Below are 20,992 nucleotides of genomic sequence, written 5' to 3'. Positions count from 1 at the left end.
GCCTCCCTACATCATTGTCCCTATGATGGGCCGATGGATGAACGGCAGCTGAGGATCCTGCGGGAGCTGGGCGAACTGGGCAGTGTCACCGCGGTCGCCGATGCGCTGCTGGTGACCCCGTCGGCGATCTCTCAGCAACTGCGGCTGCTGCAGCGCTCGATCCCCGTCCCGCTCACCGAGAAGGACGGGCGGCGGCTGGTGCTCACTGACGCCGGGCAGGCCCTGGCGGGCGTCGCCATCGAAGTGGAGAGCGCGTTGGCGCGGGCCCGGCATGTCGTGGACGCGTTCGTGGACGAGCCGGACGGCGAGGTGTCGGTGGCGGCCTTCCACAGCGCGGGACTGGCGTTCTTCCCCCTGCTGCTGCGAGGTCTCGCCGGACCGGGCAAGCCGCGGCCGGCGCTGGCCGACGCGGACGTGGCACAGGACGACTTCCCCAGGCTGACCCGGGAGTACGACCTCGTACTCGCCCATCGTCTCGACCACGCCCCGCCGTGGCCGCGCACGGTCACCTCGACCACGCTGCTGCGCGAACCGCTCGACGTGGCGATGCCCGCCGACCATCCGCTGGCCGCCAAGCGACGGCTGTACCCGCGGGACGTGGCCGACGAGCAGTGGATCACCGCGCACGACGGCTTCCCGGTGTTCGCCACCATCGAGGCCATCGCGGCCGCGGCGGGCCGCCGTCTCCGTCTCGCCCACCGCGTCAACGAGTTCACGGTGGTCGCCGAGGCCGTGGCCGCCGGGGGAGGGATCGCGCTGCTGCCGCGCTGGACCATGCCCCCGCATCCCGCGCTCGTCCTCCGGCCGCTCGCCGGAGTCCAGGCCAGACGTCACATCGACGCGCTCCACCGCCCCGAGCGCACGGCCCGCAGAGCCGTCCGGACGGTCCTCGCGGAACTGCGCGGTGCGGCGGCGACCATCCGCGACCGGGACACCGAGAAGCCGGAGCCGCGACCGGAGGCCAACTCCCGCTCACCCCAGCCCCGTTGAGGCCGCAGAACGCCAGGCCGCAGAACAGCAGGCCGCAGAACGCCGGGCCTCGGAAACCAGGCCGCAGAACCCCTGGCCTCAGAACGGATACCAGCGCACCGTCTTGTCCCCGTCCCGCAGGGAAGCCACCCGGCGTTCGAACTCGGCGAGGGCCCTGGGGTTGCTCGGCGCGTGCTGGGCGACCCAGGCGCAGCCGGCCGTCTCGCGGGCGCCCCGCAGCACCGGGCAACCCGTCCACTCGCGCACATCCCAGCCGTACGTGGCCGTGAAGGAGCGGTACGCCTCGGCCGGGAGCCCGTAGCGGTCACGGGCCAGGGCCATGACCACGAGGTCGTGCTCGCGCAGGTCGGAGGAGAAGGTCTCCAGGTCGACCAGGACGGGACCGCCGGGGCCGACGTGCACATTGCGGGGCAGCGCGTCGCCGTGGATCGGGCCCGGCGGCAGCTGCGGGACGAGCCCGGCGGCGGCCGAGGCGAAGCCGTCGCGGCGCTCACGCAGATAGTCCGCGTCCGCCGGGTCGATCGCGTCGCCCGCGAGGCGCAGCCAGCGCTCCACGCCACCGAGCAGTTCGCGGCGCGGCAGCGCGAAGGGCGGAGCGGGCAGGGCGTGCACCACCCGCAGCAGTTCGGCCAGATCCCTGGGCTCGGCGGGGCGTACCGGATCGGGCAGCCGGTGCCACACCGTCACCGGGTGCCCCTCCACCAGCAGCGGCTTCGGCTCGGCCGCCCGCACCGCGGGGACCGCCGCCTCGGCGAGCCAGAGGGCGATGTCCAGCTCACGGCGGGCACGGTCGAGGAGTTCGGCGTCGCGGCCCACCTTGACGACCAGGTCACCGGCTCCGAACACCGCGTTCTCGCCCAGCGCGAGCAGCTCCGCGTCCCGCCCGAGCCCGGCCCCGGCGAGTACGTCCCGCGCCCGTGCCTCGTCCATCCGTCCCCTCCGTCTTCGCGCACCCGTGCACCCGTGCGTCCGTACGCCCGTACGGAAGTCCCACCCGTACGGACCGTCGTGTTCCCGCCAATCACCCGCCAGTGTCGCATTCGCACAGGTCGGACCGTGTGCGCGGTGTCTTGACGACCTGACGCTCCCTCAGCACCATGACGGAGGCCGCTCGGGCGGCCAGAACGTCAGGAGCCGCCCAAAGGAGCAGTTTCCGTGACACCGGCGACCTCGACGACGAGGCGACCACGACGGCGATCGCGACCGCGACCAAGACCGCGACTGGCGAAGCGTCGTCCGCCGGGTGCGGGCCGGGAGCGCCGGGCCGTCGACCACGGCCCCTGGTTCCTCGTCCTGCCCGCGCTGATCCCGATCCTCGTCCTCAGCGTCGGACCGCTGCTCTACGGGATCGCGCTGGCGTTCACCGACTCCCAGTCGGGCCGGACCGCGCCCACACAGTGGATCGGGACGCTCAACTTCCGTGATCTGGCGCAGGACACGCTGTTCTGGGAGTCGTTCCGCATCGGTCTGGTGTGGGCGGTCGGGGTGACCGTGCCGCAGTTCCTGCTCGCGCTCGGCCTCGCGCTCCTGCTCAACCAGGACCTGCGCCTGCGCTGGCTGGCGCGGGCCCTCGCGATCGTCCCGTGGGCGATGCCGGAGGTCGTCGTCGGCGTCATGTGGCGGCTCGTCTACCACCCCGACGCGGGTGTCCTCAACGAGACCCTCCGCGACCTCGGCCTCGGCGACGGCCGCGACTGGCTGAGCGGGCTCGCCACCGCCCTGCCCGCGGTGATCGTCGTCGGCGTCTGGGCGGGCATGCCGACGACCACCGTGGCCCTCCTCGCCGGCCTGCAGAACACCCCGCGCGAACTCCACGAGGCCGCCGCGATGGACGGCGCCGGTGCCTGGCGGCGCTTCCGCACGGTCACCTGGCCCGCCCTCCGCCCGGTCGCGCTCGCGATCACGGCGCTCAACCTCATCTGGAACTTCAACTCGTTCGCCCTGGTGTACGTCCTGACCAGCGGCGGCCCGGGCGGCCGTACCCGCCTGCCCATGCTCTTCGCGTACGAAGAGGCCTTCCGCTACGGGCAGTTCGGGTACGCGGCGGCGATGGGGTGTGTGATGGTCGCGGTGATCGCGGTGGTCCTCGCCCTCCATCTGGTCGGCCGGCTGAGGGGAGGCGAGGACACGTGAAGACCGGCAAAGGGGCCCGCGCGGGGCAGTACGTCGCCCTCCTCGCGTACCTCGTCTTCCTCGCCTTCCCCTTCCTCTGGCTGATCTCGACCTCCTTCAAACCCCCGCGCGAGCTGGGCAGTCTGCACCCGACCTGGATCCCCGAGGACCCCACCCTCGCCAACTTCCGCCAGGCCTTCGACGAGCAGCCGCTGCTGGAGGCGGCCCTCAACTCCCTGGCCGCGGCGCTCGGCACGGCGGTCGTGGCCGTACTGATCGCGACCCCGATGGCGTACGTCATGGCCCGGCACCGCACGCTGCTCGCGCGGGCGGCCACGGGGTGGGTGGTGGTCAGCCAGGCGTTCCCGTTCGTGCTGGTGATCATCCCGCTGTTCCTGGTGCTGAAGAACCTCCGGCTGATCAATTCCGTCCCGGGGCTGGTGATGGTGTACGTCGTGTGGGCGCTGCCGTTCGCGCTGTGGATGCTCGTCGGATACGTACGGGCCGTGCCCGCCGAGTTGGAGGAGGCGGCGGCGGTCGACGGGGCGGGGCGGCTGCGGACACTCGTGTCGGTGACCGCGCCGCTGCTCGCGCCGGGGATCGTGGCGACGGCGCTGTTCGCGTTCATCACCGCGTGGAACGAGTTCTTCTTCGCGCTGGTTCTGCTCAAGACCCCGGAGAAACAGACCCTGCCGGTCGTCCTCACCCACTTCATCGGCGCGGAGGGTGCCGTGGACCTCGGCCCGCTGGCCGCCGCGGCCTTCCTCGCGACGCTCCCCTCCCTGGTCATCTTCGCGATCATCCAGCGGCGGATCACGGGCGGGATGCTGGCCGGGGCGGTGAAGAGCTGATGCGTACGAGGCGGCTCCTGGCGCTGGTCCTGTGCGTGCTGGCCACCGGCTGCACCGGCGGCGGCAGGGAATCCGACGACGGCCGGATCACCCTCCGCTTCCAGTCCCTCGCCTGGCAGGAGGAGTCCGTCGAGGTCAACAAGGAGCTGGTGGAGGAGTGGAACGCCACTCACCCCGACGTCAAGGTCGAGTACGTGCAGGGGAGTTGGGACAGCGTCCACGACCAGCTGCTCACCTCCTTCGAGGGCGGTGAGGCGCCCGACATCATCCACGACGCCTCGGACGACCTCGCGGACTTCGCGTACGGCGGCTATCTCGCCGACCTGCGCGAGCTGCTGCCCGAGCGGCTCACGTCCGACATACCGCAGCGCAGTTGGGAGACGGTGACCTTCGGGGAGGGGGTCTACGGCGTGCCGTTCCTCCAGGAGCCGCGCGTCCTGATTGCCAACGCGACCTGGATCGAGGAGTCGGGGGTGCGCGTGCCGACCCCCGAGGAGCCCTGGACATGGGACGAGTTCCGGTCCGTGGCAAGGGAGTTGAGCGGTGATGGCAAGTACGGCGTGGCCTGGCCGCTCAAGGACCCGGTCTCGGCCACCCTCAACCTCTCCCTCTCCTCCGGCGGGCAGGTGTTCCACCGGGGCGAGGACGACAAGGTGGAGATTCGCTTCGGCGCCGACGACGAGGTCATGCCGAGGACCGTGCACGACCAGGTGAACACCGACCGGAGCGCGTCCGGCAGCACGCTCGGCATGGGCGGCTCCGACACGCTGCCCGGGTTCTTCGGCGGCCGGTACGCGATGGTCCCGCTCGGCTTCTCGTACCGTCAGCAGATCGCGCAGCAGGCGCCCGAGGGCTTCGAGTGGCGGGTGCTGCCCGCGCCGGCCGGCGCCGACGGGCTGACCCAGGGTGTCAGCCCGCAGGCCCTGTCCATCGCCGAGGACAGCCCGCACAAGGCGGAGGCCGCCGAGTTCGTCGACTTCCTCCTCCGGCCCGCGAACATGGTCCGCCTCGCCCTCGGGGACTGGATGCTGCCCACCGGTACGGAGGCGCTGAAGGACCCGGCCCTGCGGACGGCGAAGGACGACTGGGCGATCGGCACCGCCCTCGCCGAGCACCTCCGCTCCGCCCCCGCCCAGTCCGTACGCGGCTACCCGGAGTGGAAGGACAAGGTCGCCACACCCGCGTTCCAGGAGTACTACAGCGGGGCGATCGACCTCGACGAACTGCGCGAACGGCTGGTGGAGGACGGCAATCTGGTTCTCGCTCGCTATCAGCGCTGAAGGGCCCGTCCGCGGCTTCCGGCCGGGCGGAAAACCGGTTGTCCCCTCGTCCGGGCCCGCCTAGCGTGGCGTCCGTGGGAATCAACGCGATCTACAGCTCCGGTCTCGGCCGGGCCTGCACGTACTCCATCCGGATGCGTCGCGGCCCCGGTGCCCTGACCGGCCCGGGGAGCAACGCCCGCTGACGGTTCGACCGTGGCGGCATCCCCTTCACGTACGCCCTGAAACGGGCACGCCTCTGACGCGTGCCCGCGAACGTGTGCGTTCTTCTCCTGTCTCCGGTCGGGGCCTTCGTCTGCCCTCATGCCCTTCTGCCGTTCGCGGAAGGGCCCTTCACGGACGACAAGGACCGCAGGCCATGGCCCGCCCCACACACGTTTCCCGCGCGCTCTCGCAGAACTTCCTGGCCGATCGCGCGACCGCCGAACGCATCGCCTGTCTCGCCGTCCCGCACCAGCGACAGGCCCCGCTGCTGCTCGAAGTGGGCGCGGGAAAAGGCGCGTTGACGACCGCGCTCGCTCCCCGCTGCCGGGAGCTGCGCGCCTACGAAATCGATCCGGGACTCGTACCCGGTCTCCGCTCCCGCTGCGCCGACCGGCCCCAAGTCCGGGTCGTGCACGCCGACTTCCTCACCGTCCGGCCCCCGGGCACTCCCTTCTCGGTCGCCGGAAACGTGCCCTTCTCCCGGACCGCGGCCGTCGTCGACTGGTGTCTGCGCGCCGCGGAACTGACCGACGCCACCTTCCTCACCCAGCTCGAATACGCGCGCAAGCGCACCGGGAACTACGGGAGTTGGAGTCTGCTGACCATCCGCACCTGGCCGCGCTACGAGTGGCGGTTCCTCGGGCGCGTCGACCGCCGCCGCTTCCGGCCGGTGCCGCGCGTGGACGCCGGGATCATCCGGGTCGAGCGGCGTCGCACGGCGCTCCTCGGCCCGGCGGCGTACCGCGGCTGGCGGGGTCTGGTGGAGCTGGGCTTCTCCGGGGCGGGCGGCTCGCTGCACGCGTCGCTGCGCCGGGCCCATCCGCGCCGAAGCGTGGACGCCGCGTTCCGCGACGCCGGTCTCGACCCACGCGCGCTCGTCGGCGCCGCCACCCCCGATCAGTGGCTCAGGCTGCACCGGGTCCTCACGGAAGGAAAGTAAGTTGCACGATACGTCTCGTCTCGTCTATGGTCGCGTCATGACCTCCCACATCGCCATGTTCTCCATCGCCGCCCACGGCCACGTGAACCCCAGCCTCGAAGTGATCCGCGAGTTGGTGGCCCGCGGCCACCGGGTGACGTACGCGATCCCGCCCGCGCTCGCGGAGAAGGTCGCCGAGACCGGCGCGGAGCCCAAGCTGTGGCACTCGACGCTGCCGGGCCCCGACGCCGACCCGGAGGCGTGGGGGACCACGCTGCTGGACAACGTGGAGCCCTTCCTGCACGACGCGATCCAGGCCTTGCCGCAGCTCATCAAGGTGTACGAGGGTGACGAGCCGGACCTCGTGCTGCACGACATCACCTCGTACCCGGCCCGCGTCCTCGCCCACCGCTGGGGCGTCCCCGCCATCTCGCTTTCACCGAACCTCGTCGCCTGGGACGGCTACGAGGAGGAGGTCGGCGAGCCGACGTGGGCGGAGCCCAGGAAGACCGAGCGCGGAAAGGCGTACTACGCCCGCTTCCACGCCTGGCTGGAGGAGAACGGGATCACCCAGCACCCCGACCCGTTCGTCGGCCGCCCCGCCCGCTCCATCGTCCTGATCCCCAAGGCGCTCCAGCCGAACGCCGACCGGGTCGACGAGAGCGTGCACAGCTTCGTCGGCGCCTGCCAGGGCGACCGAGCGGCACAGGGCGACTGGCAGCGGCCGGCGGACGCGGAGAAGGTCCTCCTCGTCTCGCTGGGCTCGGCCTTCACCAAGCAGCCCGACTTCTACCGCGAGTGCGTCAAGGCCTTCGGTGACCTGCCCGGCTGGCACGTCGTGCTCCAGATCGGCAGGCACGTCGACCCGGCCGAACTCGGGAACGTCCCGGGGAACGTGGAAGTGCGGGACTGGGTACCGCAGTTGGCGGTACTGCGGCAGGCCGACGCCTTCATCACGCACGCCGGAGCGGGCGGCAGTCAGGAGGGACTCGCCACCGCGACGCCCATGGCCGCCGTACCCCAGGCTGTCGACCAGTTCGGCAACGCGGACATGCTCCAGGCCCTCGGTGTCGCCCGTCACGTGCCGATGGAGGAGGCGACCGCCGGGACGCTGCGGAAGGCGGTCCTGTCGCTCGCCGGTGATCCCGAGGTCGCACGTCGACTGCGGGAGATCCAGGAGCAGATGGCGCAGGAAGGCGGCACGCGACGGGCGGCCGACCTCATCGAGGCGGAACTGGAGGCGGCGGCCCCGGATCGGCGGTGAGGACACCGCCCGGCGCGGACGTGCTCCGCCCGCAGGGTCGGGGCACGTCCGCGTCGGGCGGACTGCACGCTGTCGCGCGCGTCGTCTCGATATCGACGACCATCCGTTGGGGACTGACTCTTGATGCCGCTTGATGCCGCCGCGGTCGATCACGATTCCATAACGGATCTTGGTAAAATTTTTACGGAATAAGCCATTCCTTTCGCCTCCTTCCTTACATGTGAGGGATCTGTCTGCGACTGATGTCCTTTTCGCGCACGGCAGGCGCCTGGTTCGCTCACAACTTTCGGGGTGCCCCGTCAAGTCGCCCTGTCGGATGGCAAGTCACTTGAGGGAAAACTGAGCTGACGCAAGGTCCGTACCAGCCATTCCCCTTTCTCGAAATACTCATAATCTCTGGACTCCTTTCACAAGAGGGGGCAGAGATGAGACACGTGCTGAGACGCACGGCCTGGGTGCTGGCGCTCGCACTGGCGGCCGAGACCGCCGTGGTGTCGTTGACGACAGGACAGGCGTTCGCGTCATCCACCACGACCACCACCACGACCACCACCACTCGGGCCAAGACCGCCAAGCCGACGGCCACGTCCGCCGACACCGAGTCCGCGGCGCTGCTGATGGCCCGGATGACGAACCGGAAGATCGAGGTGCTGTCGGCGCGTACGGAGTCGACCACGACCTACGCGCTGCCGAACGGGCAGCTCCAGACCACCGTCCACGCCGCGCCCGTACGCGTCGAGCGGGACGGGACATGGCGGGACATCGACACCTCGCTGACGGACACCGGGGCGGCGCTGGAGCCGGGGACCGCGGTGGCCGACATCGAGATCTCGGACGGCGGTGACCGGGAGCTGGCGTCGGTCACCAAGGGGGGCAAGTCCTTCGGGCTGGGGTGGGCGGAGAAGCTCCCCGAGCCGAAGGCCAAGGGCGACACCGCCTCGTACGACCTCGGTGACGGCGAGACCCTGACCGTCACCGCGCTCTCGCAGGGCTTCTCGCAGTACGTGATCCTCGCGAAGGCGCCCGACAGCGCGCCGGTCTACCGGATCCCGGTCCACCTCGACGGGCTGAAGCTCTCCGAGGCCCCCTCCGGGCACCTGCTGCTGAAGGACGGCAGCGGCAAGCTGGTGGCCGAGGCTCCGGCGCCGATGATGTGGGACGCGTCCGTCGACAAGCGGTCCGGCGAGTCGAAGCACCTCGCCCCCGTCGACACGGAGATCGAGACCGGCAAGGACGGCTCGCAGACGCTTGTCCTCACCCCGGACCCGGCCTACTTCGAGCAGGACCTGACCTACCCGGTCACCGTCGACCCGACCTCGACGCTCGCGGTCACCACCGACACCTGGGTCGCGACCAACTACCCCGACTCGCAGGTCTCGTCCACCGAGCTCAAGTCCGGGACCTACGACGCCGGTACGACCAAGGCGCGGTCGTACCTGAAGTTCGACGTGTCGGCGTTCAAGGGCAAGCACATCACCGACACGAACCTGGCCCTGTACTCGTACTGGTCCTCAACCTGCTCGACCGCCGGTGCGGGCACGCAGGTGCGGCGGATCACCTCTTCCTGGTCGTCGTCGACGGTGACCTGGGGCGACCAGCCGTCGACCACGACCACCGGCGCCGTGACGAACACCGCGGCCATGGGCTACTCGGACGCCTGCCCGGCCGGGACGATGAACTTCGACATCGACGCCATCGTCCAGGCGTGGGCCGGCGGCGCCACCAACCACGGCATCCAGGTGCGCGGCGCCAGCGAGACCGACAGCATGACCTGGCGTCGGTTCCGGTCGGCGAACTACGTCTCCGGCAACGGCTCGACGGAGCCGCACCTGACGGTGACGTACAACTCCTACCCGGCCACCCCGGCCTCCCGCGCGATCTCGCCCTCCGCCGTGAACGCCTACAACGGCAAGCGGTACGTGACGTCGCTGCGGCCGACGCTGTCGGCGACGGTGACGGACGCGGACGGCTCCACGGCGCGGGCCCAGTTCGAGATCACCGAGGACCCGGCGTACGCGGACGCGGACGGCTTCTCGTACACCAAGTCCACCTCCTACGTGGCCTCCGGCCAGACCGCGAGCCTGAAGATCCCCGAGGGCAGCGAACTGCCCGCGGGCAAGCACCTGCGGTACCGGGTCCGGGCGTACGACGGGACGGACTACGGCGCCTGGACGGGCTACACGACCTTCGTCATGAACACCGCCAAGCCCGCCGCGCCCACGATCGCCTGTGACACGTACGGGCAGGACACCTGGACGGCCAAGGCCGCCGACGCGGTGACCTGCACGCTGGACACCTCCTCGTCCGACGGCGCCGGGTACCACTGGGGCCTGGACGACGCGGACGTGCCGAACAAGAAGCTGGACACCACCAACGGCACCGGCGGCGACGAGCTGACCATCGGCATCGACCCGGCGGACGGCTGGCACACGCTGTACGCCCGCACTGTCGACTCGGGTGGCAACCTGTCCACGGCGACCACCGCGTACCGCTTCGGCGTCGGCGCGGACGGCGCCGCGATCACCGCCCCGGCGGACGGGGCCGACACCGCCCGGCGGCTGACGCTGGCGGCCCGCGGCCAGTCCTCGTACACCGGGGTGACCTGGCAGTACCGGCGCGGTGAGACCGACGCCTGGCACACCGTCCCGGCCGGCGACACCACCGCCGACGCCTGGCCCGCCGCCGTGACCGACGGCGTGGCCGACAAGCTGGTGTGGAACGTCACCGACACCCTCGACGAGGACGGCGCCCTGGACCTGCGCGCCGCCTTCACCGGCGGCACCGCCACCGGCTACTCCCAGACCGTGACCGTCACCCTCGACCGCGACGCGGGCAACGCGCCCACCAGTACGGTCGGACCGGGCACGGTCAACCTGCTCACCGGCGACTACACGATCACCGAGACCGACGCCGACGCCTTCTCGGCCTCGGTGACGCGCACCACCTCCTCCCGGGCCCGCGACGCCGAGAGCGAGGGCCAGGCGCAGATCTTCGGCCCCGGCTGGGTCTCGTCGGTCGTCGCGGACACCACCGGCGGCGACTACCTCCAGGTCCGCCGGACCTCCGGCACCTCGGTCGAGGTGCTCGGTGCCGACGGCTCGTCCGTCGCCTTCACCGCCACCAGCGACGGCGGCTGGCAGCCCGAGACCGGCGCCGAGTCGCTGACGCTCACCGGCACGCTCTCCGGTGACACCTTCACCCTCACCGACACCGAGGCCGACACCTCGGTGTTCACCAAGGCCGGTACGGACGCCACCACCTGGACCCTGTCGTCCGCCAAGGCGGCCGTCGACAATTCCACGGTCACCGTGGTCTCCGAGACCGTCACCGAGGACGGCAAGGCCCTGGCCCGGCCCACGTACGTGATCACGCCGACCGGCGCCGTTCCGGCGGCGGCCTGCCGGGCCACCCCGTCCACGGCCGGATGCCGGATGCTGGAGTTCGTCTACGCGACCTCCACCACCGCCACCGGCTACTCCACCGCCGCCGACTTCGGCGACTACACGGGCCGGGTCAAGGCGATCCGCCAGTGGTCCACCGAGCCCGGCGCCTCGTCGGCGACGTCCCGGGCCGTCGCGACCTACCGCTACGACGCGGCGGGCCGGCTGCGCCAGCAGTGGAACCCCAACCTGTCGCAGGCCACCCAGACCCAGTACTCCTACGACAGCGCCAACCGGGTCTTCTGGTACCACGCCAAGAACGAACTGGCCTGGAACTTCGACTACGGCAGGGCCGGATCGGCCGCCGGCGCCGGCGAGGGCATGCTGCTCAGCGCGTCCCGCCCGGCCCTGAAGCAGGGCTCGGACACCGAGACCGACGGCACCGCGGCCACCACCGTGGTCTACGACGTGCCGCTGTCCGGTGGCGCCGCCCCGTACCGGATGGACGCGGACACGGTCGCCACCTGGGGCCAGGACACGGCGCCCGCGGACGCCACCGCCGTCTTCCCGGCCGACCGCGTCCCGGCCTCCAGCACCGGTGCCGACCTGGCCGCCGACGCCTACGGCCGGGCCACCGTCACCTACATCGGCGCGGGCGGAGAGGAGACCAACACCGCCTCGCCGGGCGGCGGCATCACCACGACCAAGTACGACGACGCCGGCAACACGGTCCGCGAGCTGACCGCCGCCAACCGCGAGCTCGCGCTCGGCTCCTCGGACACACTGGCCGAGCTGGGCATCGACGGGCTGTCCACGGCCGAGCGCGCCGAGCGGCTGTCGAGCACGACGGTGTACTCGGCGGACGGTACGCGGGTCACCGACGAGTACGGCCCGCTCGCCCTCGTCACCCTCGCCTCCGGCCTGGCGGGGACAAGCACGGAGGCGACCCTCCCGGCCGGCACCGTCGTCCCCGCCCGGCAGCACACCTCGTACGCCTACGACGAGGACCGGCCCAGCACCGCGGCCGTCTCCGACCAGGTCACGTCCACCACGGTGGGCGCCGCCGTCGAGGGCTACCCGGCCGACGCCGACACCCGCACCACGGCGACCGGGTACGACTGGGCCACCGGCCTGGAGACCAGCTTCACCGAGGACCCGGGCGGCCTGGGCATCACCACCCGCACCGCCTATGACGAGGCCGGCCGGGTGGTCAGGGAGCGGCGTGCCGCGTCCGACGGTTCCGACGCGGGAACCATGACGACCACCTACTACACCGCGTCCGGCACCGGCACGTGCGCCGGACGCCCGGAGTGGGAGGGCCTGGTCTGCCGTACCGCCCCGGCGGGGACGGTCAGCGGTGACAACCCGTCAGAGCTGGTCACCACCGTCTACACCTACGACTGGTGGGGCCAGCCCGCGACGCGGACCGAAACCGCCAACGGCACCACCCGCACCACCACCATGACCGTCGACGACGCCGGCCGCGTCACCAGTACCGCGGTCACCGGCGGCACCGGACAGGAGACCCCCGCAACCACCTACACCTACACCGCCAACGGCCGGGTCGCCACGATCGCCTCGGGCGGCCGGACCATCACGTACGGGTACGACAAGCTGGGCCGCGTCACCTCGTACGACGACGGCGCGGGCAACACCACCACGACGGCGTACGACATCCTGGACCGGGTCGTGCGGACCGCCGACTCGGCCCCGTCCAGCGCCACGTTCGGCTACGACAGCGCGGACCGTGTCAGCACGCTGACGGACTCCGTCGCGGGCACCTTCACCGCCACCTACGACGTGGACGGCACCCTGCTGACCGAGACCCTGCCCGGCGACCGGACGCTGACCGTGTCCACCGACCCGGCCGGGAACCGGACGAGCCGGGAGTACACGCAGTCGGACGGCACCACCCTGCTGTCGGACACCGCCGCCTACACCGTCCACGGCCAGCGCGCCGGTCACACCCAGACCGACGGCACCAGCACCACCAGCGACTACGGCTACGACGCCACCGGTCGCCTGACCACCGCGACCGACAACAACGACACCAGCTGCGTCACCCGCGCCTACACCTTCGACCGCAACGACAACCGCACCGGGCTCACCACGACGTCGGACGACTGCGACAGCGCCACCGACGACGCCACCAGCAGCACGGTCTCCTACACCTACGACGCCGCCGACCGCCTGACCGGCGACGGCCGCTCCTACGACGCCTTCGGCCGCACCACCACCAACGGTGACACCGAACTGTCGTACTACACCAACGACCTGGTCCGCTCCGAGACCCTCGGCGGCCGGCGGCAGACCTGGACCCTCGACGCGGCGGGCCGCCTCGCGTCCGTCCGGGCCGAGACCTTGACCGACGGCACCTGGGCCACCACCAAGACCCGGACCAGCCACTACGGCGACGACGGCGACACCCCCGCCTGGGCCGTGGACGGCAACGGCGCCGTCACCCGCGAGGTCCGCGACCTCACCGGCCAGCTGACCGCCACCACCTCCGCCAACGGCGACGTGGTGCTCCAGCTGACCAACCTGCACGGCGACGTCGCCGTCCAGCTCCCGGCGGACACCTCGGCGGCAGCCACCGTCCAGCGCTTCGACGAGTACGGCAACCGCCTCGCGGAGACCGCCGCCGTCACCTACGGCTGGACGGGCGGCTACCAGCGGTCGTCCGCCACGGTCAGCGGCCTGACCCTGATGGGCATCCGGCTCTACGACGCGACCACCGGCCGCTTCCTCCAGACCGACCCGATCGCGGACGGTTCCCCGAGTGCCTACGCGTACCCCAGCGACCCGGTCAACGGGTATGACCTGGACGGGCGCAAGTGGAAGAAGATGAAGGAGTGGAAGGTCAAGAAGAAGAAGGCGAAGAAGCTCGCCAAGGCGCTGAAGGCCGGCGCCCGGCTGGTTTCCTCCTTCGGCCGGATCGGTATCACGATCCCGACCTTCTGGAGCCGTGTCATCGGACTCGCGCTGGAGGGGATCGGCGGCGGCCTGCGCTGGCTGGCGACGGAGATCCAGGTGAAGAACGCGATGCCGAAGAGCAAGGGAGTCAAGATCAGGGCCGGGATCTGGCAGAACGACAGATGGTCGTGGATCGTCTATCCCCGCATCCAGGTGAAGCGCTGGAAGAAGTGAAGCAATAGGGAAGCAGGGCAGCCGGGGCGACCAGTGCGGTCGCCCCGGCTCCCCGTGACGAGACCCGGAATACCGGAAGACCGGAAAAGTGGACGCTCATGATATTCCTGCAGTCGGTATTGGTGGTCGTGATGGCTGCCCAGGCGCTCACGGTGATGCGGCACAGCAAGTCGTGGAAACTGGAATCCGCCGTTTCCGTGGGATTCATCGCCGCCGTGCTCCTGTATGACGACGCGTACGACGGCCTGATGTCGACCATCGTGAAGGTCTTCGTGGCCCTAGGCATCGCCCCCATGGCGGAACGGCTCGCCCGGAACCTCGGCGCGGACCGCGAGAATCTCGAACACGGCACCGGGGCATGGTTCTGGGCGGCCGCCGCCTCCTCCGCGGGGCTGGCCGCGGTGGTGGCGTGCGTCCGGTTCTGACGGAAGGACAAGGCGTAGCCGCAGCCTCGTAGTACGGACATACGGACACCCCGCGATGGCCCGGATCCACACGGATCCGGGCCCTCACCGGGTCTGCCGACACTGTCGGCCCGCCGCCTCGTCGTGCGCACCGACGTACTGACGTACCGACGAGAACCTCTCAGACCCCGACCTTCTCGCCCTCCACCGCCGGCGGAGACGACGAGGCGACGGGAACGGACTCGTCGTGCGTGAGGTCCGGCAGGCGGTTCAGCCACTTCGGCAGGTACCAGTTGCGCTCGCCGAGCAGGGCCATGGCCGCCGGGAGCAGTACGCCCCGGATGATCGTGGCGTCGATGAGCACGGCGGCCGCGAGGCCGACACCCATCTGCTTCATGGACTGCATCGACAGCGTCCCGAAGATCGCGAACACGGCGACCATGATGACGGCGGCACTGGTGACGACCCCGGCCGTGGTGACCACGCCGTGCCGGATCGCCTCCTTCGTCGTACGGCCGCGCAGCCGCGCCTCACGGATCCGCGAGACCACGAACACGTGGTAGTCCATCGACAGGCCGAACAGGATCACGAACAGGAACAGCGGCAGCCAGCTGATGATGGCGCCGACGCCCACCGCACCCACCAGCGAGGCACCCCAGCCGTGCTGGAAGACGGCGACGAGGATGCCGTACGCCGCGCCGACCGACAGCAGGTTCAGCACGATCGACGTGATCGCGATGGTCAGCGAGCGGAACGACAGCAGCATCAGCAGGAAGGCGAAGACCACGACGAAGACGAAGACGGGGGTCACCGCGCCGGCCAGTTGGTCGTTGAAGTCCTTCGAGCCCGCGACCTGTCCGGTGATCGGCGCCTCGACGCCGTCGACCGTGCCGAGCGTGTCCGGCCGTACCTTGTCGCGCAGCACCTCCAGGCTCTCGCCCGCCTTGTCCAGATCGGAGCCGCCGACCAGCGGCACGTACACGAAGGCGATGTTCTGCTCGTCGTGCACCTTCATGTCGACCGGGCCGCGTGAGGCACCCGAACTGACCGCCTGCTCACGGAAGTCGGCGAGCGCGGCCCGCACGTCGGCCGCGTTGATGTCCTCCGCCCTGACGACGACCTCGGCCGGCTCGGAACCGCCGGGGAAGGCCTCGTTGACCCGGTTGTACGTTCCCACGATCGGCAGTGAGTCGCCGAACTCCTGGTCCAGGGTGAGGTTCTGCGTCTTCATGCCGAGCGCGGGCGCCGCGACGGCCAGCAGGGCACCGGCCGCGACCACCAGCGCGAGGGCGGGCTTGGCGAGGACGACCCGCAGGACGCCGTTCCAGAACCGGCTCTCGCCGTTCCCGGCACGCCCGTTGCCGTTCTTGCGCCGCTTGTCCGGGTGCAGGAACGGGATGCGCCCCTTCTCGACCCGCTCGCCGAGCAGCGACAGCAGCGCAGGCAGCACGGTCACCGAGCCGACCATGGCGACTGCCACGACGATCAGCGAGGCCAGGCCCATCCCCTCGAACTCGGCGAGCCCGGTGAAGAGCATGCCCGCCATCGCCACACACACCGTGACACCGGAGACGATGATCGCGCGGCCACTGGTCGCGGCAGCGACCCGGAGGGCCGTCTGCGCATCCCGCCCGGCCGCCCGCTCCTCGCGCTCGCGCCGCAGATAGAACAGGCAGTAGTCGACGCCGACGGCCAGACCGACCAGCAGCATCACCGAACTGGCGGCGTCGCTCATCGGGATCACATGGCTGACGATGGCCATCAGACCCATCGTCGCCATGATCGCGGTGACCGCCAGTGCCACCGGCAGCAGCGCCGCCACCAGCGCGCCGAAAGCGATGAGCAGAATGCCGAGGGCCACGGGCAGGGCGGAGTACTCGGCCTTCTGGAAGTCGTCACCGAAGGCGTCGTCGAACGTCTTCATCATGCTGGCGCCGCCGATCTCCTCGATCCGCAGCTGCTCGTAGTCGCCCTGCACACCCTCGACGGCCTTCAGCACGGGCTCGATGCGCTCGCCCGCCGTCTCCGACTCGCCGCGCACGTCGAACTGTACGAGCGCGCTGCGGCCGTCCTCGGAGATCGTGTCCGTGTCGTACGGCGACGAGATGCCCGTGACCTCGCCGGTGCCCTCGACGGCCTTCATGACGGCGTCGACGGCGGCCCGGAACTCGGCGTCAGTGGCCTTGACGCCGCTGTCCTTCCCCTGGATCAGGACCGTCTCGCCGGCGGGCTCCTCGATCCCCGCGTCCTCGATGATCCGGGCGGCCGTGCTGGTCTCGCCCGAGATCTGATCGCTGTCCTTGACCTCGGCCGTGCCCATCGCCGAGCCGATCCCCATCGTCAGGACGACGAACAGTACCCAGATCCCGATGGCCGCCCATCGATGGCGGGCGCTCCAGCCGCCGGCCCGGGCGGCGATTCCCCGCACCCGTGTGTCTCCGTTCACCATGACGGGCAAGCCCCCTCGTGAGCGGTGACGACCCCCTGCCGCCACCTTGCGTAATGAAGGTATGGGCCGGATAAACGCATCTCGTCGTACTGCCCGGTGAACCCTGCGGAGTACGGCTCCTCCGTTCGGACCTGCCCGTCTCCCCACCCGGTAGGACAGCGGCCCCCTACACGTACCTCCGGTTCTCAGGGACGTGGATCAGGGATCGGGCGGGCGCGCCGCCCTATCGTGTGCGGATGACGACGACGTACGCGGCGCTGCTGCGTGGAATCAACGTGGGCGGCAGCAAGAAGGTGCCGATGGCCGAACTGCGCACCCTGCTCCAAGGGCTCGGTTACGGCGACGTGGCCACATACCTCCAGAGCGGCAACGTGGTCTTCAGCACCGACGGCGGCGACGAGCACTCCCTCGCCGAGGAGATCGGGCAGGCCATCGCGAAGCACTTCGGCTTCACCGTCGACGTCCTCGTCCGCGACCACGCCTACCTCAGGGCCGTACGCGAGGCCTGCCCCTTCCCGGCCGCCGAACTCCAGCCCAAGCAGCTCCACGTCACCTACCTGTCGACCCAGCCCACCCCCGACCGCTACGCCGACCTCGACCAACCCGCCTTCCTCCCCGAGGAGTTCCGCATCGGGGACCGAGCCCTCTACCTCTACGCCCCCGAAGGCCTCGGCCGCTCCCAACTGGCCGACGCCCTGTCGAAGCCCCGCCTCACGAAGGGGCTGATCGCCACCACCCGCAACTGGAACACGGTCGTCAAGCTGGAGGAACTGACCGGTGCCTGACCCCAAGTGCTGAACGCCTGTACGGCTCAGGCGCCCAAGGCCGCCAGCCGCGGTGCCCTCGCCCGGTCGAACCGTTCAAGGAGCACCCGCGCCACCTCCGGCGCCGCCCCCAGCACCTCCGCCAGTACGTCCGCTCCGGCCGCGCCCCGCACGATGCGGTCGGGGAGGAAGCCGGGGGCCAGGACGTACGGCGCCACGGCCACCCGTTCGCAGCCGAGGGCGCGCAGTTCGCGCACGGCGTCCTCGGTGCGAGGGAACCCCGCGGGAGAACCGGCGGAGGCGAACGCAGGTCGCACGGCGCACCAACCGGTGTGCCGCCACTCCCGCGCGATTTCTGCGATCACTGCGATCGCCTCCGGGTCGGTGGACCCCGCCGAGGCCAGGACGACCCCGGTCGAGGACTTGTCGGCGGGGGACAACCCCGCCTCGTACAGCCGCCGTTCGAGGGCGGCGAGCAGCAGCGGCGACGGGCCGAGGACCTCCGCCTGGCGGATCCGCAGGCGGGAAGGCGCCTCGCGCAGCACGGCCGGGATGTCCGCCTTCGCATGGAAGGCACGGGTCAGAAGCAGCGGAAGCGCCACCACGTCCCGCACTCCCTCCCGTCGCCCGCCACCGCCCCTCCAACGAGGCGCTTCGCGCCGCACCTCCTCTGCCAGGGACTCCAGCACGCCTTGTACGGAGGGGATGTTGAAGTCCAGGAAGCCGGTCTCCACGCGCAGCCCGGGACGCATGGCCCGCACCCGCCGCACAAGGGCGTGCACGGTCGCGGCATGACGCGGGTCGCGGCTGCCGTGGGCGATGACGAGGAGAACCGGATTCTGACGCATGGGACTTCAGCTCCTCACCAGCAGACCGCGGCCGCGCAGGACCCGCCGCTCCAGCGGGCTGAAGATCAGCAGGTCGACGGCGATGCCGACGGTCAGGATGAGCAGGACGGCGAGGAACACCACGGACATGGAGCCGGCGTTGTGGCCGTTCACCAGCAACTGGCCGAGGCCGACGCCGAGATCGGGGTGCGAGGCGATGATCTCCGCCGCCATCAGCGCGAGCCACGAGAACGCCCACCCCTGCTTCAGACCCGCCACGTAGCCGGGCAGGGCGGCGGGCAGGACGATGTGCCAGGTCCTGCGCAGGCCGGTCGCGCCACGGGTGCGGCCCGCCCGCAGCAACTGCGGCGGTACCTGGTCCACGCCGGACACCAGGCCGTTGGCTATCGACGGTACGGCGCCGAGCAGGATCACCGCGAACATCGTCCGGTCGTTCAGGCCCAGCCAGATCACGGCCGGCGGCACCCAGGCCACCGACGGCAGCCACCGCAGGCCGGAGAGGACCGGGCCGAGGGCCGCCCGTACGAACCTCACCCGCGCCACCAGCAGCCCCAGCGGCGTGCCGATGGCCAGCGCCAGCAGGAAGCCGAGGAGACCGCGCGCGACGCTCGTCCAGATGTACTCGTGGAGCGTGCCCCGCAACCAGGCCTCGCGGACCTCGCCCCACACGTCGGACGGCGCGGGCAGCCTGGCCGGGTCGTCGACGGCGCCGAAGGTGATCAGCGCCTGCCAGACCACCAGGACGAGGGCGACGGCGACGACCGGCGGCAGGACCTTCCGGACGAGAGTCCGCCGGAACGGGGGCCGCCCGCTCCGGACGGTCTCCAGGGGGAGCGCGGCTGTCACCGCGAGGGTACGTCGGAGGGCTGATGTGGCAGGCACGGGAGGGGTTCCTCTCGTTGGCCCGGCGATCGCGGCCCTGACAGGTCATGCCACCGGGAGTTCGGCAGATCTTCGTCTCTTACGGGAACGAGTGCGCGGGCAGCGCGTGTACGCCATCACGCACATCGAGCCACTCCGCCCTGTCCGCTGCCGAGGGCACCGCTGCCGACGCGGCCGCCCTCCTTGGCGAACGTCCCGTAAAAGCCGGTGGACTTCATGTCAGAAGTCCCACCCGTCGTCCTCGGCCTCGTCCTTCACCGGCTCCGGGGAGGCGAAGGACTCGCCGACCATGCCTGCGGTGAGCGTGGTGCCGTCCGCCGGGTCGATCAGGATGAACGAGCCGGTACGACGGGAGTCGGCGTAGGAGTCGAGCGGCAGCGGCTCCGCCGTACGGATCATCACGCGGCCGATGTCGTTCGCGACGAGCTGTCCCGGGTGCGGGTGCAGGGACAGGTCGTCGAGCGTCAGCCGGGACGGGATGTCCTTCACTATGGCCTTGACCGTGCGGGTGCCGTGCTTGAGCAGCACGCGGTGGCCCACGGTCAGGGGCTGGTCGGCCACGTGGCAGACCGTCGCCTCGACGTCCTGCGTGGTCGACGGCGCGTCCTTGGTCGGCACGATCAGGTCGCCGCGCGAGATGTCGATGTCGTCCTCCAGCAGGAGGGTCACCGACTGCGGGGTCCACGCCGCGTCGACCGCCTTGCCCAGCAGGTCGATCCCGGTGACCTTCGACGTACGGCCGGAGGGCAGCACGGTCACCGGGTCGCCTACGTGGAAGGTGCCGGCGGCGATCTGGCCCGCGTACCCCCGGTAGTCGGGGAGCTCGGAGGTCTGCGGACGGATCACGTACTGCACGGGCAGCCGGGCGTGGCAGTGCGCCAGGTCATGGGCGACCGGCACGGTCTCCAGGTGCTCCAGGAACGTCGGGCCGCCGTACCAGTCCATGCTGGCGGACGGCTCCACCACGTTGTCCCCGGCCAGCGCCGAGATCGGGATCGCGGTGATCTCCGGGACGCCCAGCTCGGTCGCGTACGCCGAGAACTCCTCGGCGATCCCGGCGAACACCGTCTCCTCGTAGCCGACGAGGTCCATCTTGTTGACGGCGAGGACCACGTGCGGCACCCGCAGCAGCGCGGCGATCGCGGCGTGGCGGCGGGTCTGCTCGACGACGCCGTTGCGGGCGTCGACCAGGATCACCGTCAGCTCGGCCGTGGAGGCACCCGTGACCATGTTGCGGGTGTACTGCACATGGCCGGGGGTGTCGGCGAGGATGAACCGGCGGCGCGGGGTGGCGAAGTAGCGGTAGGCCACGTCGATGGTGATGCCCTGCTCCCGCTCGGCCCGCAGACCGTCGGTCAGCAGCGCCAGGTCCGGGCCCTCCTGGCCGCGGCTCGCGGAGACGCGCTCCACGGCTTCCAGCTGGTCGGCGAGGACCGACTTGGAGTCGTGCAGCAGCCGGCCGACGAGCGTGGACTTGCCGTCGTCGACGGAGCCCGCG

The 20,992-nt window shown here is 71.0% G+C and carries 14 protein-coding genes; 9 read left to right on the top strand and 5 right to left on the bottom strand.

The window, feature by feature from the left end; genetic code table 11:
• Positions 1-33: 33 nt before the first annotated feature.
• Positions 34-990 carry a LysR family transcriptional regulator gene (locus ACWD3C_RS33605; RefSeq protein ID WP_451149947.1) on the top strand — a complete coding sequence of 319 codons (957 nt, stop codon included), beginning with the start codon at positions 34-36 and terminating at the stop codon, positions 988-990.
• A gap of 78 nt (positions 991-1,068) precedes the next feature.
• Here ACWD3C_RS33605 and ACWD3C_RS33600 read toward each other — a convergent pair whose 3' ends face one another.
• On the bottom strand, positions 1,069-1,920 hold the full coding sequence (locus tag ACWD3C_RS33600) for a phosphotransferase enzyme family protein (protein ID WP_451149946.1): 852 nt from the start codon (positions 1,918-1,920) through the stop codon (positions 1,069-1,071).
• A 225-nt stretch (positions 1,921-2,145) separates the two neighbouring features.
• Between ACWD3C_RS33600 and ACWD3C_RS33595 the strand changes: the two genes are divergently transcribed.
• The 7 genes from ACWD3C_RS33595 (at position 2,146) to ACWD3C_RS33565 (ending at position 14,572) form a co-directional block, all read left to right on the top strand.
• Entirely contained in the window at positions 2,146-3,123 is a 978-nt protein-coding gene (locus tag ACWD3C_RS33595) for a carbohydrate ABC transporter permease (RefSeq protein ID WP_451149945.1), read from the top strand.
• Positions 3,120-3,953 (top strand): carbohydrate ABC transporter permease, encoded by an 834-nt coding sequence (locus tag ACWD3C_RS33590; RefSeq protein ID WP_451149944.1) that lies wholly within the window; start codon positions 3,120-3,122, stop codon positions 3,951-3,953. Before ACWD3C_RS33595 ends, ACWD3C_RS33590 begins: the two co-directional genes overlap by 4 nt.
• The gene (locus ACWD3C_RS33585) at positions 3,953-5,233 is read left to right on the top strand and encodes an ABC transporter substrate-binding protein (RefSeq protein WP_451149943.1); all 1,281 of its coding nucleotides are present in this window, start codon (positions 3,953-3,955) and stop codon (positions 5,231-5,233) included. The genes ACWD3C_RS33590 and ACWD3C_RS33585 overlap by 1 nt, the downstream gene beginning before the upstream one ends.
• Positions 5,234-5,591: 358 nt before the next feature.
• Positions 5,592-6,377 carry an ErmE/ErmH/ErmO/ErmR family 23S rRNA (adenine(2058)-N(6))-methyltransferase gene (gene erm, locus ACWD3C_RS33580; protein WP_451149942.1) on the top strand — a complete coding sequence of 262 codons (786 nt, stop codon included), beginning with the start codon at positions 5,592-5,594 and terminating at the stop codon, positions 6,375-6,377.
• 37 nt (positions 6,378-6,414) lie between these two features.
• Positions 6,415-7,620: a macrolide-inactivating glycosyltransferase gene (gene mgt / locus ACWD3C_RS33575; protein WP_451149941.1), complete on the top strand. Its 1,206-nt coding sequence runs from the start codon at positions 6,415-6,417 to the stop codon at positions 7,618-7,620.
• Between the two features lie 425 nt (positions 7,621-8,045).
• The gene (locus ACWD3C_RS33570) at positions 8,046-14,147 is read left to right on the top strand and encodes a DNRLRE domain-containing protein (protein ID WP_451149940.1); all 6,102 of its coding nucleotides are present in this window, start codon (positions 8,046-8,048) and stop codon (positions 14,145-14,147) included.
• A 98-nt stretch (positions 14,148-14,245) separates the two neighbouring features.
• Positions 14,246-14,572, top strand: a complete 327-nt coding sequence (locus tag ACWD3C_RS33565) for a hypothetical protein (protein ID WP_451149939.1) — start codon at positions 14,246-14,248, stop codon at positions 14,570-14,572.
• Positions 14,573-14,732: 160 nt separating this feature from the next.
• Here ACWD3C_RS33565 and ACWD3C_RS33560 read toward each other — a convergent pair whose 3' ends face one another.
• The gene (locus ACWD3C_RS33560) at positions 14,733-17,000 is read right to left on the bottom strand and encodes an MMPL family transporter (RefSeq protein WP_451149938.1); all 2,268 of its coding nucleotides are present in this window, start codon (positions 16,998-17,000) and stop codon (positions 14,733-14,735) included.
• Between the two features lie 236 nt (positions 17,001-17,236).
• Here ACWD3C_RS33560 and ACWD3C_RS33555 point away from each other — a divergent pair, with 236 nt between their 5' ends.
• A complete protein-coding gene (locus ACWD3C_RS33555; protein WP_451149937.1) occupies positions 17,237-17,785 on the top strand; it encodes a DUF1697 domain-containing protein in 549 nt (182 codons plus the stop codon).
• A gap of 26 nt (positions 17,786-17,811) precedes the next feature.
• On the opposite strand, the gene ACWD3C_RS33550 is transcribed toward ACWD3C_RS33555, so the two are convergent.
• The 3 genes from ACWD3C_RS33550 to ACWD3C_RS33540 form a co-directional block, all read right to left on the bottom strand.
• The gene (locus ACWD3C_RS33550; protein WP_451149936.1) at positions 17,812-18,612 is read right to left on the bottom strand and encodes a sirohydrochlorin chelatase; all 801 of its coding nucleotides are present in this window, start codon (positions 18,610-18,612) and stop codon (positions 17,812-17,814) included.
• A gap of 6 nt (positions 18,613-18,618) precedes the next feature.
• A complete protein-coding gene (locus ACWD3C_RS33545) occupies positions 18,619-19,494 on the bottom strand; it encodes an ABC transporter permease (protein WP_451149935.1) in 876 nt (291 codons plus the stop codon).
• 219 nt (positions 19,495-19,713) lie between these two features.
• Positions 19,714-20,992, bottom strand: a 1,279-nt coding sequence (locus tag ACWD3C_RS33540; RefSeq protein ID WP_451149934.1) for a sulfate adenylyltransferase subunit 1, incomplete at its 5' end; no start/stop codon positions are given.

This window comes from Streptomyces sp. NPDC002845 (genome assembly GCF_053591955.1).
The sequence above is the reverse complement of the archived record's forward strand: the minus strand, read 5'-3'. Positions and strand labels throughout refer to the sequence as shown.

Excerpts from the sequence above, each read along its gene's own strand:
- ACWD3C_RS33570 (WP_451149940.1), top strand. The coding sequence starts at position 8,046 with ATGAGACACGTGCTGAGACGCACGGCCTGGGTGCTGGCGCTCGCACTG.
- ACWD3C_RS33605 (WP_451149947.1), top strand. The coding sequence starts at position 34 with ATGGATGAACGGCAGCTGAGGATCCTGCGGGAGCTGGGCGAACTGGGC.
- erm (WP_451149942.1), top strand. The coding sequence starts at position 5,592 with ATGGCCCGCCCCACACACGTTTCCCGCGCGCTCTCGCAGAACTTCCTG.
- ACWD3C_RS33550 (WP_451149936.1), bottom strand. The coding sequence starts at position 18,612 with ATGCGTCAGAATCCGGTTCTCCTCGTCATCGCCCACGGCAGCCGCGAC.
- ACWD3C_RS33560 (WP_451149938.1), bottom strand. The coding sequence starts at position 17,000 with ATGGTGAACGGAGACACACGGGTGCGGGGAATCGCCGCCCGGGCCGGC.
- mgt (WP_451149941.1), top strand. The coding sequence starts at position 6,415 with ATGACCTCCCACATCGCCATGTTCTCCATCGCCGCCCACGGCCACGTG.
- ACWD3C_RS33600 (WP_451149946.1), bottom strand. The coding sequence starts at position 1,920 with ATGGACGAGGCACGGGCGCGGGACGTACTCGCCGGGGCCGGGCTCGGG.
- ACWD3C_RS33585 (WP_451149943.1), top strand. The coding sequence starts at position 3,953 with ATGCGTACGAGGCGGCTCCTGGCGCTGGTCCTGTGCGTGCTGGCCACC.
- ACWD3C_RS33565 (WP_451149939.1), top strand. The coding sequence starts at position 14,246 with ATGATATTCCTGCAGTCGGTATTGGTGGTCGTGATGGCTGCCCAGGCG.
- ACWD3C_RS33555 (WP_451149937.1), top strand. The coding sequence starts at position 17,237 with ATGACGACGACGTACGCGGCGCTGCTGCGTGGAATCAACGTGGGCGGC.